This window comes from Bradyrhizobium sp. JHI2711 (genome assembly GCF_056156565.1).
In genome coordinates this window covers 2,061,566-2,077,521 of the sequence record NZ_JBPZPT010000001.1, presented here as the reverse complement: position 1 = coordinate 2,077,521, position 15,956 = coordinate 2,061,566, and the positions used below count along the sequence as shown (strand labels likewise).

General features: G+C 65.2%; 14 protein-coding genes. 5 read left to right on the top strand and 9 right to left on the bottom strand.

Annotation, left to right across the window (positions count from 1 at the left end; genetic code table 11):
• Positions 1–3: 3 nt before the first annotated feature.
• Together ACTEK7_RS09725 and ACTEK7_RS09720 are read right to left on the bottom strand one after the other, a co-directional pair.
• Positions 4–1,353: an aspartate aminotransferase family protein gene (locus tag ACTEK7_RS09725; RefSeq protein ID WP_225146086.1), complete on the bottom strand. Its 1,350-nt coding sequence runs from the start codon at positions 1,351–1,353 to the stop codon at positions 4–6.
• Positions 1,354–1,356: 3 nt separating this feature from the next.
• Positions 1,357–2,229 carry a MurR/RpiR family transcriptional regulator gene (locus ACTEK7_RS09720; protein ID WP_225146085.1) on the bottom strand — a complete coding sequence of 291 codons (873 nt, stop codon included), beginning with the start codon at positions 2,227–2,229 and terminating at the stop codon, positions 1,357–1,359.
• Positions 2,230–2,316: 87 nt separating this feature from the next.
• Between ACTEK7_RS09720 and ACTEK7_RS09715 the strand changes: the two genes are divergently transcribed.
• The 3 genes from ACTEK7_RS09715 (at position 2,317) to ACTEK7_RS09705 (ending at position 6,147) form a co-directional block, all read left to right on the top strand.
• Positions 2,317–3,498, top strand: a complete 1,182-nt coding sequence (locus tag ACTEK7_RS09715; protein WP_225146084.1) for an amino acid ABC transporter permease — start codon at positions 2,317–2,319, stop codon at positions 3,496–3,498.
• A gap of 2 nt (positions 3,499–3,500) precedes the next feature.
• Positions 3,501–4,610: an amino acid ABC transporter permease gene (locus ACTEK7_RS09710; protein WP_225146083.1), complete on the top strand. Its 1,110-nt coding sequence runs from the start codon at positions 3,501–3,503 to the stop codon at positions 4,608–4,610.
• Between the two features lie 100 nt (positions 4,611–4,710).
• On the top strand, positions 4,711–6,147 hold the full coding sequence (locus ACTEK7_RS09705) for an extracellular catalytic domain type 2 short-chain-length polyhydroxyalkanoate depolymerase (RefSeq protein WP_225146082.1): 1,437 nt from the start codon (positions 4,711–4,713) through the stop codon (positions 6,145–6,147).
• A 114-nt stretch (positions 6,148–6,261) separates the two neighbouring features.
• Here ACTEK7_RS09705 and ACTEK7_RS09700 read toward each other — a convergent pair whose 3' ends face one another.
• Both ACTEK7_RS09700 and ACTEK7_RS09695 read right to left on the bottom strand, forming a co-directional pair.
• Positions 6,262–7,680, bottom strand: a complete 1,419-nt coding sequence (locus tag ACTEK7_RS09700; RefSeq protein WP_225127340.1) for an amidase — start codon at positions 7,678–7,680, stop codon at positions 6,262–6,264.
• Between the two features lie 116 nt (positions 7,681–7,796).
• On the bottom strand, positions 7,797–8,573 hold the full coding sequence (locus ACTEK7_RS09695; protein ID WP_036004871.1) for an SDR family oxidoreductase: 777 nt from the start codon (positions 8,571–8,573) through the stop codon (positions 7,797–7,799).
• Between the two features lie 153 nt (positions 8,574–8,726).
• Between ACTEK7_RS09695 and ACTEK7_RS09690 the strand changes: the two genes are divergently transcribed.
• The gene (locus ACTEK7_RS09690; protein ID WP_036004872.1) at positions 8,727–9,800 is read left to right on the top strand and encodes a tartrate dehydrogenase; all 1,074 of its coding nucleotides are present in this window, start codon (positions 8,727–8,729) and stop codon (positions 9,798–9,800) included.
• Between the two features lie 198 nt (positions 9,801–9,998).
• Here ACTEK7_RS09690 and ACTEK7_RS09685 read toward each other — a convergent pair whose 3' ends face one another.
• The 5 genes from ACTEK7_RS09685 to ACTEK7_RS09665 form a co-directional block, all read right to left on the bottom strand.
• Positions 9,999–10,640 (bottom strand): suppressor of fused domain protein, encoded by a 642-nt coding sequence (locus tag ACTEK7_RS09685; protein ID WP_036004875.1) that lies wholly within the window; start codon positions 10,638–10,640, stop codon positions 9,999–10,001.
• 164 nt (positions 10,641–10,804) lie between these two features.
• Positions 10,805–11,878, bottom strand: a complete 1,074-nt coding sequence (locus tag ACTEK7_RS09680) for a malate/lactate/ureidoglycolate dehydrogenase (protein ID WP_225146081.1) — start codon at positions 11,876–11,878, stop codon at positions 10,805–10,807.
• Between the two features lie 11 nt (positions 11,879–11,889).
• Positions 11,890–12,801 carry an NAD(P)-dependent oxidoreductase gene (locus tag ACTEK7_RS09675; RefSeq protein WP_225139555.1) on the bottom strand — a complete coding sequence of 304 codons (912 nt, stop codon included), beginning with the start codon at positions 12,799–12,801 and terminating at the stop codon, positions 11,890–11,892.
• Between the two features lie 12 nt (positions 12,802–12,813).
• Positions 12,814–14,064: a Zn-dependent hydrolase gene (locus ACTEK7_RS09670; protein ID WP_225146080.1), complete on the bottom strand. Its 1,251-nt coding sequence runs from the start codon at positions 14,062–14,064 to the stop codon at positions 12,814–12,816.
• A 32-nt stretch (positions 14,065–14,096) separates the two neighbouring features.
• Positions 14,097–15,014: a LysR family transcriptional regulator gene (locus ACTEK7_RS09665; RefSeq protein WP_036004923.1), complete on the bottom strand. Its 918-nt coding sequence runs from the start codon at positions 15,012–15,014 to the stop codon at positions 14,097–14,099.
• Positions 15,015–15,134: 120 nt separating this feature from the next.
• On the opposite strand from ACTEK7_RS09665, the gene ACTEK7_RS09660 reads away from it, so the two are divergent.
• Positions 15,135–15,950, top strand: a complete 816-nt coding sequence (locus ACTEK7_RS09660; protein WP_057027085.1) for a putative hydro-lyase — start codon at positions 15,135–15,137, stop codon at positions 15,948–15,950.
• The last annotated feature ends 6 nt before the right edge of the window (positions 15,951–15,956 follow it).

Below are 15,956 nucleotides of genomic sequence, written 5' to 3'. Positions count from 1 at the left end.
CCCTCACTGATTGACACTACGCAACACGCTGTCGACGGCCGTGCCCAGCTTGTCGACGATCAGGTCGATTTCGTCCGCCGAGGCGATATAGGGCGGTGCCAGCAGCACGTGGTCGCCGCGCACGCCATCGACGGTACCACCGCTGGGATAGCAGCCGAGGCCACCGGCAAAGGCCTCCGCCTTGATCTTCTGGTGCAGCTTGAGGGCCGGATCGAACGAGATGCGGCTAGCGCGATCGGCGACCAGCTCGATCGTCCAGAACAGGCCGCGGCCCCTGATGTCGCCGACATGGCGATGATTGCCGAAGCGTTCGGTCAGGCGCTGCTCGAGCTGCTTGCCGCGCTCCTTCACGCGGTCGAGCAGGCCATCCTCGCGGATCACATCCTGCACCGCGAGCGCCGCAGCGCAGGCGAGGGGATGCGCCAGATAGGTGTGGCCGTGCTGGAACGCGCCCGAGCCTGCGCGGATGGTGTCGATGATCTTGCCGCTTGCCAGCATCGCACCGATCGGCTGATAGCCGCCGCCGAGCCCCTTTGCGATCGCCTGGATGTCGGGGGCGGCACCTTCTTGCTCCCACGCATGCATCGTGCCGGTGCGGCCCATGCCGCACATGACCTCGTCGAGAATGAGCAGCGCACCGTGACGGTCGCAGATCTCGCGCATCGCTTTGAAGTAGCCGTCCGGGGCGGTCACGGCGCCGGCGGTGGCGCCGACGACGGGCTCGGCGAGGAAGGCGGCGACGGTGTCGGGGCCGAGCCGCTGGAACTCGGCTTCGAGCTCGGCGGCGAGGCGCGCGACGAACCGCGCGTCCGACTCGCCCTCGCGCTTCTCGCGATAGGCGAACGCCGGCGTGACGTGGCTGAAAGCGGTCGAGAGCAGCGGCGCATAGGGAGCGCGACGCCAGGCATTGCCGCCGGCGGCGAGCGCGCCGAGCGTGTTGCCGTGATAGCTCTGCCGCCGCGCGATGAAGTGCTGCCGCTGCGGTTCGCCGCGCTCGATGAAATATTGCCGCGCCAGCTTGATGCTGGCTTCGATCGCCTCCGATCCGCCGCTGACGAAATAGGCGTAGGCGAGCCCGCCGGGCTCGTGTCCGACCAGTGTTTCAGCAAGTGCTTCCGCCGGCTCGGAGGAGAAGAAAGCCGTATGCGCATAGGCGAGGGTGGACGCCTGCTTGGCCATCGCCGCGATCACGCGCGGATGCTGGTGGCCGAGGCAGGAGACCGCCGCCCCGCCGGAGGCATCGATGATGCGACGTCCGTCCTCGGCGAAGAGATAAACGCCCTCGCCGCCGATCGCCTTTGGCGGGGTTTCGCGCAGCGAGCGATGCAGCACGCGGCTGGTGCGAGTGCTCATGGGTCAACCTTTCTCCGGGACGTAGGTGGAGGCAGCAGTGAGCCGCGCCTCGGTGTTTTCCAGCCGCTTCTTCGCGGCGGCGCCGCCGAGCGAGAATGTGACCGCCGCGAGCGACTGCGCGATCGCGATCGCGCCCGTGAGACTGGGGAAAAAGCCGGGCGAGGAAGCTGCCTCGAACAGCAGCACATGGTCGGCGCCTTCGGCCATCGGTGCCGACAGGCTGTCCGCAATCGCGATTAGCGTCGCGCCGCTGCGATGCGCGGCCTGCGCGACGCGGACGCTCGCATGCGTGTAAGGCAGGAAGCCGATGACGATGACGGCTTCGCCGGGACGGAACGCGCCGAGATCGAGGTCGTCGGGCCCGGACGTGCCGACGAGCTGCACCTGTTCGGGCCGGAACAGGCGCAGTTCGTAGTTCAGGAGCTCCGCGACGCTGCGGCAGCTGCGGTAGCCCGCGATCCAGATCCGCTTGGCTTCGTGCAGCGCGCGCGCCGCTTCCGCGATCGGCTGGGCCGGGATGCGCGGAAGGCCGGCGGCCTCGGCCTCGAGCTTGTCGAGGATGAGCGTAACATCGGCGTTCGGCCCGTGACGGCGGCCTCTTGTGCGGCCGGAGAAGGGCGCGGTCTGGGACGGCCGCCGCGCCTCGGTCAGCGCCGCACGCAGCTCGTCCCATCCGGAATAGCCGATCGCTTTCGCAAGCCGCGTGAACGCGGCGGGATCGGCACCGGCTTCCGCCGCGAGATCGCGCATCGAGCGGGTGGTGGCATCGTAGTCGTTGGCGGCGACGAAACGGCCGACCTCCTGTAAGCGCAGGGGGAGCGACGGCAATGCGATGCGCAGTTCGCTCAGGGGCGAGGATTTCGCGGGCTCGGCCATGAAACATTTGTTGCATGAATTCGAATTCGGTGCAACAGTTGACGTGCGCGCCGGAAATCGCTGCATTCGACGAAGGATTGTTGTGCTGTGACCGCCGATCATCCCAGGCCGCCGCCGCGCCGCCGCTTCGTGCTCGGCCGCAACCAATTGATGGGCCTGTTCTGGCAGGTCCTGGTGGTCGGCATCGCGATCGCAGTGATCGCCTTCCTCTGGTCCAACACCGTCACCAATCTGTCGGCCCGCCGCATCACGACCGGCTTCGCCTTTCTCGGCCGCGAGGCCGGCATGCCGATTGCCGACAGCCTGCTCGCCTACAATCCTGGGGATACCTATCTCTGGGCCTTCGTCGTCGGCGTCGCCAACACCTTGCGCGTCGCCGTGATCGGTATCGTGCTCGCGACGATCCTCGGCACGCTGATCGGGATCTCGCGGCTGTCGGCCAATTGGTTGCTGTCGCGGCTTGCCGCGGTCTACGTCGAAACGCTCCGCGACATCCCGCTGCTGCTCCAGCTACTGTTCTGGTACGTGCTGATGCAGGCGCTGCCGGCTGCACGTGCCGCCTGGCGGCCCGTCGAGGGCATATTCCTGTCCAATCGCGGCCTGATCCTGCCTGCGATCCCGTTCGGTCCGCCGCAGCTCACGGTGCTCGGCACCGCGGTGCTGGGCTGTGCGGTGTTCTTCCTCTTCCGTCGCTGGTTGGTCGCACAGCAGATGCGCGACGGCAAGCCGCGGCCGGCCTGGCCGTCTGCGCTCGGCCTCATCGTCGTGGTGCCGGCGGCGGTCTCGCTGGTGCTCGGCGTGTCCTGGACGGTCGAGTGGCCGCAGCTGCGCGGCTTCAATTTCGTCGGCGGGCTGACGCTCGCGCCGGAATATTTCGCGCTGCTGATCGCACTGGTGACCTACACCTCCGCCTTCATCGCCGAGATCGTGCGCAGCGGCATCCAGTCGGTGCCGCGCGGGCAATGGGATGCCGCCAACGCACTCGGCCTGCGTCGCAGCTTCATGCTGCGGCAGATCATCTTGCCGCAGGCGCTGCGCGTCATCGTGCCGCCGATGACGAGCCAGTATCTCAACCTGACCAAGAACTCCTCGCTCGCGGTCGCGATCGGCTACCAGGACGTGGTCTCGATCGCCAACACCACGCTGAATCAGACCGGACAGGCCATCGAAGCCATCGCGCTGATCATGGCGGTGTTCCTGACCATCAGCCTTTCGATCAGCTTCTTCATGAACTGGTACAATGCGCGCATCGCGCTGGTGGAGCGCTGATCATGACCGCGATCACGGACATCCCCGATGCACCCCGGACCGCTCGCCGACCGCAGCTGGGTAATCCGGCGCTGCACTGGCTGCGCAAGAACCTGTTCTCCTCGATCCCGAATGGGATCATCACCGTCCTGCTAATGGTGCTGCTCGCCAAGGGCGTTTTCAGCTTCGTGCAATGGGGCATCGCCAATGCGGTCTGGCTGACGCCCATCAACGATTCCAGCGCCTGTCGCGCCGCGCGTGGCCTCGGCGCCTGCTGGGCCATCGTCCCCGAGAAGTATCGCTTCATCCTGTTCGGCACCTATCCGTTCGACGAGCAGTGGCGGCCGGCACTGTCGGTCGTGCTGTTCATCGCATTGTACTACCTCTCGACCCGCCGCGCGCTATGGCGGCGCGAGCTTGTCTATCTCTGGATCGGCGCACTGGCGCTGATCAGCGTGCTGATGTGGGGCGGCGTGATCGGCCTGTCGTTCGTCTCGCAGGACCGCTGGGGCGGCTTGCCCGTGACGCTGATCCTGGCGACGTTCGGCCTCGCTGTCGGCTTTCCGCTCGGTATCCTGGTCGCGCTCGGGCGGCGCTCGAAGCTGCCGGCGATCCGCTCGCTCAGCGTGCTCTATGTCGAGCTGATCCGCGGCGTGCCGCTGGTGAGCCTGCTGTTCATGGCGAGCGTGATGTTTCCGCTGTTCATGCCGGCCGGATTCAACATCGACAAGCTGCTGCGCGCACAGATCGCGATCATCCTGTTCGCCGGTGCTTACCTCGCCGAAGTGATCCGCGGCGGGCTTCAGGCCGTGCCGCGCGGGCAATACGAAGCCGCCGACGCGCTCGGCCTGTCCTACTGGCGCAAGCACCGGCTGATCATCCTGCCGCAGGCTATCCGCCACGTCATCCCGCCGCTGGTCAACACCTTCATCGCCTTCTTCAAGGACACCAGCCTGGTGCTGATCATCGGCATCTTCGACCTGCTGACGACGGCGAAGACCGCGATCATCGATCCCGCCTGGCAGCAGTTTTCGGTCGAGGTCTACATCTTCGTGGCCGCGATCTACTTCGTCTTCTGTTTCGCGATGTCGCGCTACAGCCGGAGCCTGGAGGCGCCGACAACGCCGAAGTGACGGTTTCTCGTTTGGTGCCGCTTGTTTGCGCTTGCGCCGATTTCCGATCTTGATCTCTAATACCAGAGGTTGCTCCTGCGGTCGATTTGGCGAGGCTGTCATGCGCGTGGCCGTTTTGCGGCAATTCACCGCCGCCCAGATTTGCGTCCTGATCTTCACAACCGCTCTCGGCGTGTCATCGTGCGCCGCGGAGGGGTTGCGGCGCTATCGCGCGCCGATCGGTGAGAGTTCGATTTCGGGAATTTCGTCGGGCGCGTTCATGGCCGTTCAGTTCGGCACGGCATGGTCGTCGGTGATCAAGGGCGTCGGTGTGGTCGCGGGCGGCCCTTACTGGTGCGCAAAGGCGGATGCGTTTGATGCCGTCACCTGGTACTGGGGGCCGATCCGGCGGGCCACGGGTGCATGCATGAAAGGGCCGGCGTCGGATCTGAATCCGAAGGATTTTACGGCAAAGGCCGACGCGAAGGCCGCAGCGGGCGAGATCGACCCTCTCAGCAATGTCGGCAGGCAGAAGATCTATCTCTTTCACGGCTACAATGACGCGATCGTCGACAAGGCCGCGACCGATGCGGCCGCCGATTTCTATCGCCATTATCTGGGGGATGCCAATCGCGGCAACTTGTTCTATCAGGCCACGCTCGGCGCGGGCCACTCGTTCGTCGTGGCGAAACAGGGCGCACCCGGGCTCAACGAGTGCAAGGCCAACACGGCGCCCTATATCGACCAATGCGGCTATGACCAGGCCGGCGTCATCCTGCAGCATATTTACGGCCGCCTGAATCCGCCCAATGCCGCGCAGCTTGCAGGTTCGGTGAAGAGCTTTGATCAATCGATCTATACCACGCCGCATCTGCCCGACGCGTTGAGCATGGGCGATACCGGCTATGTGTTCGTACCCAGGGATTGCGAGCAGGGCAGTCCGTGTCGAGTCCACGTCGCGCTCCACGGATGCAAGCAGGACGTCGCCGATATCGGACGCAAATTCGTGGATGAGGCCGGCTACAATGAGTGGGCGGACACGAACCGCATGATCATTCTCTATCCGCAGACCAAGACCAGCCCATACTGGCCAAGCAATCCGCAGGCCTGTTGGGATTGGTGGAGTTACGTCAACCATCAGGATAGCTACGTGACGAAGTCCGGATCGCAAATCAAGGCGATCAAGGCGATGCTGGATGCGCTCACGGCCGCTGCCGCGGCGCCCGCCGGCGCGACCGCGCCCTCGCTATCGGCGCCGCAGTCGCTCACGGTGATCGATACGTCGGATAGCGGCGCTGACCTGGCCTGGTCTCCAGGAGACGACGGAACAACCTACCGGGTTTCGCGTGCGGGACCCGATGGTGCGTTCCAATCGGTTGGCGACGTGACAGGCGCGAGCTTTGGGGATTCCGGTCTGACGCCGCAAACAACATATCGATGGCGTGTCTCGGTCATTCTGAACGGGGCGGTGGGCCCGAGCTCCGAGGAGGCGACCGGCACCACGCGATCGACGCCTCCTCGCTGCGCTAATCCCGGCTCCTGCCCGATCGCCAAATAGCGAACCGAGCAACCGCCCCAGCCTGGAGGCGGCCAGCGGGAGGTGAGGTCTCGTGTCCCGGCTCTGCGACGCAGCGCTGGCGCGCTGCCCCTTGTCCGGGACACGAGAGTGAGGCTAGTCCTTCACCTTCGGATCGATCGGCGTCGTACCGCGCAGGCCCAGAATATCCTCCAGCACCTTCGCTCCGGCGATCACCTGCGCGTCGGCGCGCGGCGCGCCGACCACCTGCACGCCGACCGGCAGGCCCGAGGCCGTGAAGCCGCAGGGCAGGGAGAGAGACGGGCAGCAGGCCAGCGTGATGGCGTAGACGATGCCGAGCCACTCGACGTAATTGTCGAACCTCTTGCCGGCGCATTCGGCGACATAGCGATGCTCGATCGGGAAGGGCGGAACGATCGTGGTCGGCGTCAGCAACAGATCGTAGCTCTTGAAGAACTCGACTGCCCGCGCCGTCATGCCGACGCGCTGCGCCTCGGCGCGCGCGAGCTGCTCGACTGTGAGCTTGAGACCCTCCTCGATGTTCCAGATCACCTCGGGCTTGAGCAGGTCGCGCTTGGTGCGCAGCAGATTGGCCTTGGTGATCGCAAAGTCGAAGGCGCGCAGCGCGTGGAAGCATTCATGCGCCTCGCGCCAGTCCGGATGCGCCTCCTCGACGATGGCGCCGGCTTCGGCGAAACGTTCGGCGGCCTTTCGTGTGATCGCCTTCACTTCGGGATCGACCGGGGTGATGCCGAGATCGGGCGAATAGGCGATGCGCCTCGGCCGCTTGCCCGCCTGGGCCGCCGACAGGAACGAGGTTGCGGGAGCCGGCAGCGACAGCGGATCGTCGGCATAGTCGCCGCTCATGGCATCCAGCAGCAGCGCGAGATCCTCGACGTTGCGCGCCATCGGGCCGACCACGCCGAGATTGCGATCGATGCCGGACTTTGGGGTATGCGCGACGCGGCCGATGCTAGGCCGCATGCCGACGACGCCGCAGAAGGCCGCGGGGCTGCGCAAGGATCCGCCCATGTCGGAGCCTTGGGCGAGCCAGGCCATGCCGGTTGCCAGCGCCACCGCCGCGCCGCCGGAGGAGCCCGCGGCCGATTTCGTCGTGTCCCAGGGATTGAGCGTCGCGCCGAACACCTCGTTGAACGTGTTGGCACCGGCCCCGAACTCCGGCGTGTTCGACTTGGCGTAGACGACCGCGCCGTTGGCCTCGAGGTTCTCGACCATGAGGTCAGACTTCGCGGGAATGTTGTCCTTGAAGATCGGCGAGCCCTGCGTATTCAACACACCCGCAACGTCGGTCAGATCCTTGATCGGCACCGGCAGCCCGGCGAGCAGCCCGCGCGCACCGGCCGGCTTCTGCATCAGTGTCTTCGCACTCTCCCGCGCGCGATCGAAGCACAGCGTCGGCAGCGCGTTGACCTTGCCGTCGACCTCCTGGATGCGCGTCTCCACCACGTCCAGGAGCTCGAGCGGCGAGACGTCGCCGGAGCGCAGCTTGTCGACGACGGTGCAGGCGGTTTCGCGGATCAGGTCTTGAGACAACTATCTTACTCCCGTGCTTGTTGTGTCGTCATTGCGAGCGCAGCGAAGCAATCCAGACTGTCACTGCGGCAAGATTCCTGGATTGCTTCGCTGCGCTCGCAATGACGAGAATAGAGTTAACCCCACCCGGCGCTGATGCCGCCGTCGACGGTGTAGATCACGCCCGACGTATAGCCGGCGCGATCCGACGCCAGGAACGCCATGAGGTCGCCGATCTCGCGCGCATGCGCGGGACGGCCGAGCGGCAGGCTCTTCTGGAATTCCTTGTAGCGGCTCTCGTCGCCGAACTGGTGCTTGGCCCGCGTCTTGAGCAGGGTGACGTGGCGGTCGGTGCCGACGGGGCCGGGATTGATGCCGACCACGCGGATGTTGTCGCCCAGGCTCTTGCCGCCGAGCGCCCGTGTGAACGCCATCAGCGCGGCATTGCCGGCGCTGCCGCAGATGTAGTTGGCGTCGAACTTCTCGCCGGCCGCGCCGATGTCGTTGACGATGACGCCGCCGCCCCTGGCTTTCATCTGAGCGTAGACGTAGCGCGTCAGGTTGATATAGCCGAACACCTTCAGTTCCCAGGCGTGCCGCCAGGTCGCCTCGTCGATCTTGTCGATCGAGCCGCCCGGGATGTCGCCGGCATTGTTGACGAGCACGTCGATGTCGGCGGCTTCCTTCGCCAGCCGGGCCACGTCCTCCTCCTTGCGCAGATCGACGATGCTCGTTGTGGCGTCGATCTGGTGCGCGGCGCGCAAACGGTCGGCCAGCGCCTTGAGCTGATCGCCGCTACGCGCCGCGAGGAGGAGATGCGCGCCTTCCTCGGCGAAGGCCTCGGCGGCGGCTGCGCCAATGCCCTTGGACGCGCCGGTGATCAGGACGCGCTTGCCGCGCAGATGCAGATCCATGGGGATACTCGTTCGTGGGAACAGCATCAAATCAGTAGGCGCTTGGCCGCGCCATGGTCAACATTGCAGTGCAGCGTTGCACTGCCGCCGCGTTTGGTCCATTGCAGTGCAGTCAGAAGGCGGCGACTGCCGGACCAACCAAGGACGTTCTCGATGAGCAAGAAACAATACCGGATCGCGGTCATTCCCGGCGACGGCATCGGCAAGGAGGTGATGCCCGAGGGCCTGCGCGTTTTGGAGGCGGCGGCGAAGAAGCACAACGTCTCGCTGCATTTCGACCATTTCGACTTCTCGTCTTACGACTATTACGAGAAGCACGGCCAGATGATGCCCGACGACTGGAAGGAGAAGATCGGCAAGCACGATGCGATCTATTTCGGTGCGGTCGGCTGGCCGGCCAAGATCCCGGACCACGTCTCGCTGTGGGGCTCGCTGATCAAGTTCCGCCGCGAGTTCGACCAGTACGTCAACCTGCGCCCGGTGCGGCTGATGCCCGGCGTGCCGTCGCCGCTGGCGGGGCGCAAGCCGGGCGACATCGATTTCTGGGTGGTGCGCGAGAACACCGAAGGCGAATATTCCTCGGTCGGCGGCCGCATGTTCCCGGACACCGACCGCGAGTTCGTGACGCAGCAGACGGTGATGACCCGTACCGGCGTCGACCGCATCCTGAAATTTGCCTTCGAGCTCGCGCAGTCGCGGCCCAAGAAGCACCTGACCTCGGCGACCAAGTCCAACGGCATCTCGATCACCATGCCCTATTGGGACGAGCGCGTGGAGGCGATGGCCAAGAAGTTTCCAGGCGTGAAGTGGGACAAGTACCACATCGACATTCTCACCGCGAACTTCGTGCTGCATCCGGACTGGTTCGACGTCGTGGTCGGCTCCAACCTGTTCGGCGACATCCTCTCCGATCTCGGCCCGGCCTGCACCGGCACCATCGGCATCGCTCCGTCCGGCAACATCAACCCGGAGGGCGATTTCCCATCCGTGTTCGAACCGGTGCACGGCTCGGCGCCCGACATCGCAGGCCAGGGCATCGCCAACCCGATCGGCATGATCTGGTCCGGCGCGATGATGTTCGAGCATCTCGGGGAGAAGGAAGCCGGCAAGTCGATCGTCGAGGCGATCGAGCGCACGCTCGCCGAACGCACGCTGCGCACCAAGGATCTCGGCGGCAATGCCGACACGACGGCGTGCGGCAAGGCGGTTGCGGATATGGTGGATTAGTTCGCCGCTTCACCCTCTCCCCTTGTGGGAGAGGGTGGCTTCGATGCGAAGCATCGAAGACGGGTGAGGGGTCTGTTTCCGCAGAGGCAGACCTATCAGCCGTAGAATTGTTCGCCGAGAGAACCCCTCATCCGGCGCTTCGCGCCACCTTCTCCCACAAGGGGAGAAGGGAACGGCAGCAGTGCTTTGGCCTACGCCTTACACATACGACTTCCGCGACGGATCGAATATCGGCGGATAGTCGTTCTCGTCGAGCAGATCGAGAAACGGATCGAGCCCCCTGGACTTGATCAGCCCGAGCTCCTGATGCGAGATCAGGTTCACGGTCAGGATCTCCACCGGATCGCCCGCAATCTCCAGCGCCTCGGCGATCTCCTTGTCGGGGCCGATGATCGGTGTGAGCAACAGGAACGTCTGGAAGTCCGTTCCTGCAACCGGCGGCCACGGAAGCGCGACGCGATGGCCGAAGCCGAACCAGGTCGTGTCGATGAACGGCAGATTGGCCAGCCAGCGCAGATTGGCGCAAACGTCCTGCGTCGGCTCGCGGACGTACCACATCAGCTCGGCCCGGGGCTTCGCGTCGCCGGGGACGCCGTGCATCCGTTGCTCGCTCATGCCGTTGGTGAGAAGGACATAGCCTTCGTCGGAGCCCTCCTGGCAGACCGGGACGAAATCGCGGCCGAAGGCGTGGATGTCGATGCGGCGCTCTGCGTTATCAGTGAATGTGCGCTCGGGCTCGCCAAGCTCGCTCTCGTAGATGGCGAGCCGTTGCCGGTAGAGATCGGATCCGGGCGACGGAAGGTTTGAGCCGGACACGAATTTTGCGAGACGGGAGAGCATGCGAACCTCGGGCGGATGCAATCGGATATCCGCATTGTCGCAAGGTCATGCGGGGCGGTTCAAACCCGTGCCGTGCGCACGTCGACATTTCGCCGCCGTCCAGTCTCTCTTGCGCGATTGGTCATGAGGCGCGAGGCGACGCCGAGGAGCGCGCCTCGCTCCGATCAGCTCGCGATCTTCTCGATCGCCGTCTGTTCCAGCCCGAACTTCTTCCCGGCATCCAGGATCTCCTGCCAGGTGGTTGGGTCGACCGGGATGCCCTCGGCGAGACGTTTCTTCTTGATCTCGCGCTCCGGCTCGCCCGCGATTCTGACCTTGTCGACGCCGGGGGCAGGCGGCGAGCCGGTGTGCCAGCTCACGAAGCTCTCAACTTCGCGTGCAAGGTTCTCGCTGGTGCCGAGCTTGCCCGGATCGATGACGATCGAGAGCATGCCGTTAAGGACGTTGTACTTGCCGTCGGACGAGCCCTTGACCACCTGGCCGCCGGAGAGCGCGCCGCCGAGGATCTCGCACACCAGCGCAAGGCCCGAGCCCTTGTGCTCGCCGAACGGGAGGATGGCACCGTAGGGCGGAATCACGGTGTAGCGCGGATTGATCGTGGGCTTGCCCTCGTGATCAATGATGGTGCCGACCTCGAGCTCGACGCCCTTGTTATGGGCAACACGGGTCTTGCCCTGCGCGATCCTGCTGGTGGCGAAGTCGAGCACGATCGGATCCTTGCCGGCGCGCGGGATGCCGACGCAGAACGGATTGGTGCCGTGGCGTGCGTCGCTGCCGCCCCAGGGCGCCACGATCGGGCGCGAGATCACGTTGACGAAGTGGATCGAGACCAGCCCGTGGTCGATGCACTGCTCGGCCCAGTGGCCGATGCGGCCGATGTGATGCGAATTTGAGAGGCCGACAAGGCAAACACCGTTCTTCTTTGCGCGCTCGGCCGCGAGCTCCATCGCTTCATGGCCGATCACCTGGCCGTAGCCGGTGAGGCCGTCGAGGGTGAGAAGCGGGCCGGTGTCGAGCACGATCTTGACGTGCGAGTTCACGGCGAGGCCGCCATTGGTGACGCTCTGGACGTAGCGCGGAATCATGCCGACGCCGTGCGAGTCGTGTCCCTTCAGATTGGCTTCGACGAGATTGGTGGCCACGAGCTCGGCCTCGCGGTCCGAGGAGCCGCCGGCCCTGACGATGGCATGGATGGCCTTGGTGAGCGACTCTGCCTTGATGATGCGATAGTCGGCCATTGTTGTTGCTCTTATCCCTTCACGATCCGGCGGCAATGGACCAACGCCGCTTCAATCAGGTTCTCGCTCGCCTCCGGTGTGCGGAAGGCCGAATGCGCCGACAACGTCACGTTCGGCAGCTTCGTCAGCGGATGATCGCCGGGCAGCGGCTCGATGTTGAAGACATCAAGGCCGGCGTGGCGGATATGGCCGGACTTCAGCGCCTCGATCATGGCGGCCTCGTCGACAACAGCGGCGCGGGCGGTGTTGATGAGAATGACGCCGCGTTTCATAGCAAGGATCTTCTCGCGCGTGATCATGCCGCGCGTCTCGTCGTTGAGCAGCAGGTGCAGCGACACCACGTCGCTTCTCGCCAGCACGCTGTCGAGATCGGTAAATTCGACCCCCGGATAGCTCTTCGGCGAACGGTTCCAGGCGATCACCTTCATGCCGCTGCCGGACGCGATGCGCGCGACCTCCGCGGCGATGCCGCCGAAGCCGATCAGGCCGAGCGTCTTGCCGGTGAGCTGCATGCCGTCCTCGCGCAGCCAGTTCCCGGCGCGCATCTCGCGGTCCATCATCGCAATGACGCGGGCCGACGCCCACATCAGCGCGATCGCGGATTCCGCAACCGCCGTGTCGCCGTAGCCCTTGATCAGATGCACGGAGATGCCGAGCTCGGCGAGCTCTTCCGGATTCATGTAGCTGCGCGCGCCGGTACCGAGGAACACGACGTGCTTCAGCCCGGTGCATTTCTTCGCGACTTCGGTCGGCAGTGCGGTGTGGTCGACGATCGCGATCTCGGCGCCGTCGAGAATATCAGGATATTGCTCGGGCGTGATGTCGGGATTCCTGTTGATCCGCACCTTGGGATCGCCGGGCTTCTCCAGCCGCTCCATGATCACGGCCAGCGATTCATTGGCGTCGACGAAAACTCCGCGCATGGTTCTCTCCGCTCAGGATGCGACGCCGGCGATCGCCAGCACGGTATGCATGAGGACGTTGGTGCCCGCGGCGCAGTCGCCCTGCGTCGCATCCTCCAGCTCGTTGTGGCTGATGCCGTCCTTGCAGGGCACGAACACCATCGCCGCCGGCATGATCGTGTTGAGATTGCAAGCGTCGTGGCCGGCGCCGGAGGTGATGCGGCGCGAGGAATAGCCGAGCGTCTTCGCGGCGTTCTCGACGGCAGCAATCAGCTTCGGATCGAAATGCGTCGGCGGCTTGCGCCATACCAGATCGATCTTGACCTCGACCTTGCGGCGCGCGGCGATCTCGGCGATTGCCGCCCGCAGATCGCGGTCGAGCGCATCCATGATGGCGCCATCGGCACTGCGGCAGTCCATGGTGAAGGCGATCTCGCCGGGAATGACGTTACGCGAGGGATTGGCGATGACGGCCTCGCCGATCGTGCCGACGGCGTTCGGTCCGTGCTTCGTCGCAATCGACTCCATCGCCAACACGATCTCCGACAAGGTCGCCAGCGCGTCGCGCCGGAGCGGCATCGGCGTGGAGCCCGCATGGCTCTCGAAGCCGGAGATCTTGCCGTCGTACCAGAGCACGCCCTGGCCGGAATCGACCACGCCGATGGTCTTGCCTTCGGCTTCCAGGATCGGCCCCTGCTCGATGTGCAGCTCGACGAAGCAGCCGAGCTTCTGGAAGCCGACCGGCTTGGCGCCGCGATAGCCGATGCCGTCGAGCGCCTGGCCGACGGTGGTGCCCTCGGCGTCCTTGCGCGACAAAATGTCGTCTGTGGTGAAGTCGCCGACATAGGCGGCGGAAGCCATCATCGCCGGTGCGAAGCGCGAGCCTTCCTCGTTGGTCCAGTTCACGACGCAGATTGGCGCCTCGGTCTCGATGCCGGCATCGTTCAGCGTGCGGATCACCTCCAGCGCGCCGAGCGTTCCCAGGATGCCGTCATACTTGCCGCCGGTCGGCTGGGTGTCGAGGTGCGAGCCGATGCCGACGGGCAGCTTCGACATATCGCGGCCCTTGCGCAGGCCGAACTGTGATCCGAGCGCGTCGACGTGGACTTCCAGTCCGGCATCCTCGCAGGCCTTGCGGAACCAATCGCGCACCTGCTTGTCTTCACGGCTCAACGTCAGCCGCCGCACGCCGCCTTTGGCCGTCGCGCCGAATTGCGCGGTCTCGTGGATGGAGCCCCACAGGCGGGCGGAATCGATTTGCAGGTTGGTCGCGGCTCGGCTCATGCGGTCGTTCTCTCTTTTGTCCGGCGCCTTTTTCAATGACGCGCCTGTGCGGGCGCGTCAACCGCGAGGCTGCTCTGCGCAATTTGCCGTGCAAGCTCGGCGACGCGCTCCACGGCGACGACATCGGGCGAGGCCAGCCAGCTCGCGGTGAAGGTCAGCGGCGCGATGGAAAGATCGGTGTCGAGCAGCTGCAGCCGTCCGTCGGCGAGCTCGTTCTCGACGATGGCGTCGGGGATCACGGCGATGCCAAGGCCCTCGACCGCCATGTGGATGACGGTCGCCAGCGAAGCGGACGCATGCAGGCGGATCGGCGGCAGCTCCGGCCGGTCGAACACCTCGCGCACGACCTCGTAGGGCTTGGTCTTGCGCGGGAAGGTGATGATCGGAAACCGCGCGAGGTCCGCCGGCGTCACCGGGCCCTTGCCGAGCCCGAGCGAGGGACTCGCGAGGAAGCCGATCGGATAATCGGCGAGCACGCGGTTGTGCACGCCGGAGGCGGACAGCGGTCCGACCACGAAGGCGAGCTCGATCTCCTGTGCGAGCAGGCGCGCGGTGAGGTTCGGCGTGATGTCGACCTCGATCTCCAGCGACAGGTTCGGATAGACCTCGTTGACGCTCTTGACGAGCCGCGGCAGCCAGGTGTGCACGATGGTCTCGGCGACGCCGAGCCGCATCACGCCGCGCATCGCCGAAGCATCGCCGATCTCCGCCATCATCGCAGCGCGCAGGCCGATCAGCTTCTCCGCGTAGACCATCATCTGCCGGCCGCTCGGGGTCGGGGAGGCGATGCGATGGTCGCGGTTCAGGAGCTTCACGCCCATCTCGCGCTCGAGCTGGGCGATGCGCTGGGAGATCGCCGGCTGGGTGGTGTTGAGGCGTTGCGCGGCGCCACGAAAGCTGCCGAGCTTCACGACCCATAGGAATGTCTCGATCGACCTGAAGTCCAGCATTGGAAGGATTTTCCCAATCGATAAATCAGATTTATCGAGATTGATTAGAAACGAAGATTAGACTTTATAGCACGCTTGGTGTTGGCTTGTCTTTGTCGAGTTTGTAGGCAGGTCGATCACATGACTGTTTTGGTGGCAGCGCAGCAAACTGAAACACCAGACGCCCTCCCGAGCCGCAAGGCCCGGCTCGCCTACCGCGAGGGGCTGGTCGCATCCACCGCCGGCGCCGCCCCCGGATATGTCCAGGGCAATCTGGCGATCCTGCCGGCGGAATATGCCGGTGCGTTCCACCGCTTCTGCCAGCTCAATCCCAAGCCGTGCCCGATCATCGGCATGTCCGATGTCGGCAGCCCTTACATCCCCTCGCTCGGCGCCGATCTCGACATCCGCACCGACGTTCCGCGCTACCGCGTCTGGCGCGACGGCGAGGTCGTGGACGAGCCCACCGACGTGAAGAGCTACTGGCGCGACGATCTCGTCACCTTCGTGCTCGGCTGCTCGTTCTCGTTCGAGGAGGCGTTGCTCGAGGAGGGCATGCCGATCCGCCACATCGAGAAGAACGTGCGCGTGCCGATGTACCGCACCAACATCGCCTGCGGTGTATCAGGTCCGTTCGCCGGCCCCATGGTGGTGTCGATGCGTCCGTTCAAGCCGGCCGATGCGATCCGCGCGGTGCAGATCACCTCGCGCTATCCGGCCGTGCACGGCGCGCCCGTGCATCTCGGCCATCCGCATCTGATCGGCATCAAGGATATCGCCAAGCCCGACTACGGCGATCCGGTGCCGGTCGCCGACGACGAGATTCCGGTGTTCTGGGCCTGCGGGGTGACGCCGCAATCGGTCATCAACGCCGCGAAGCTGCCGTTTGCAATCACGCATTCGCCCGGCCTGATGCTGGTGACCGATCTCAAGAACAGAAACATGGCCGTGATTTAGTGGGCA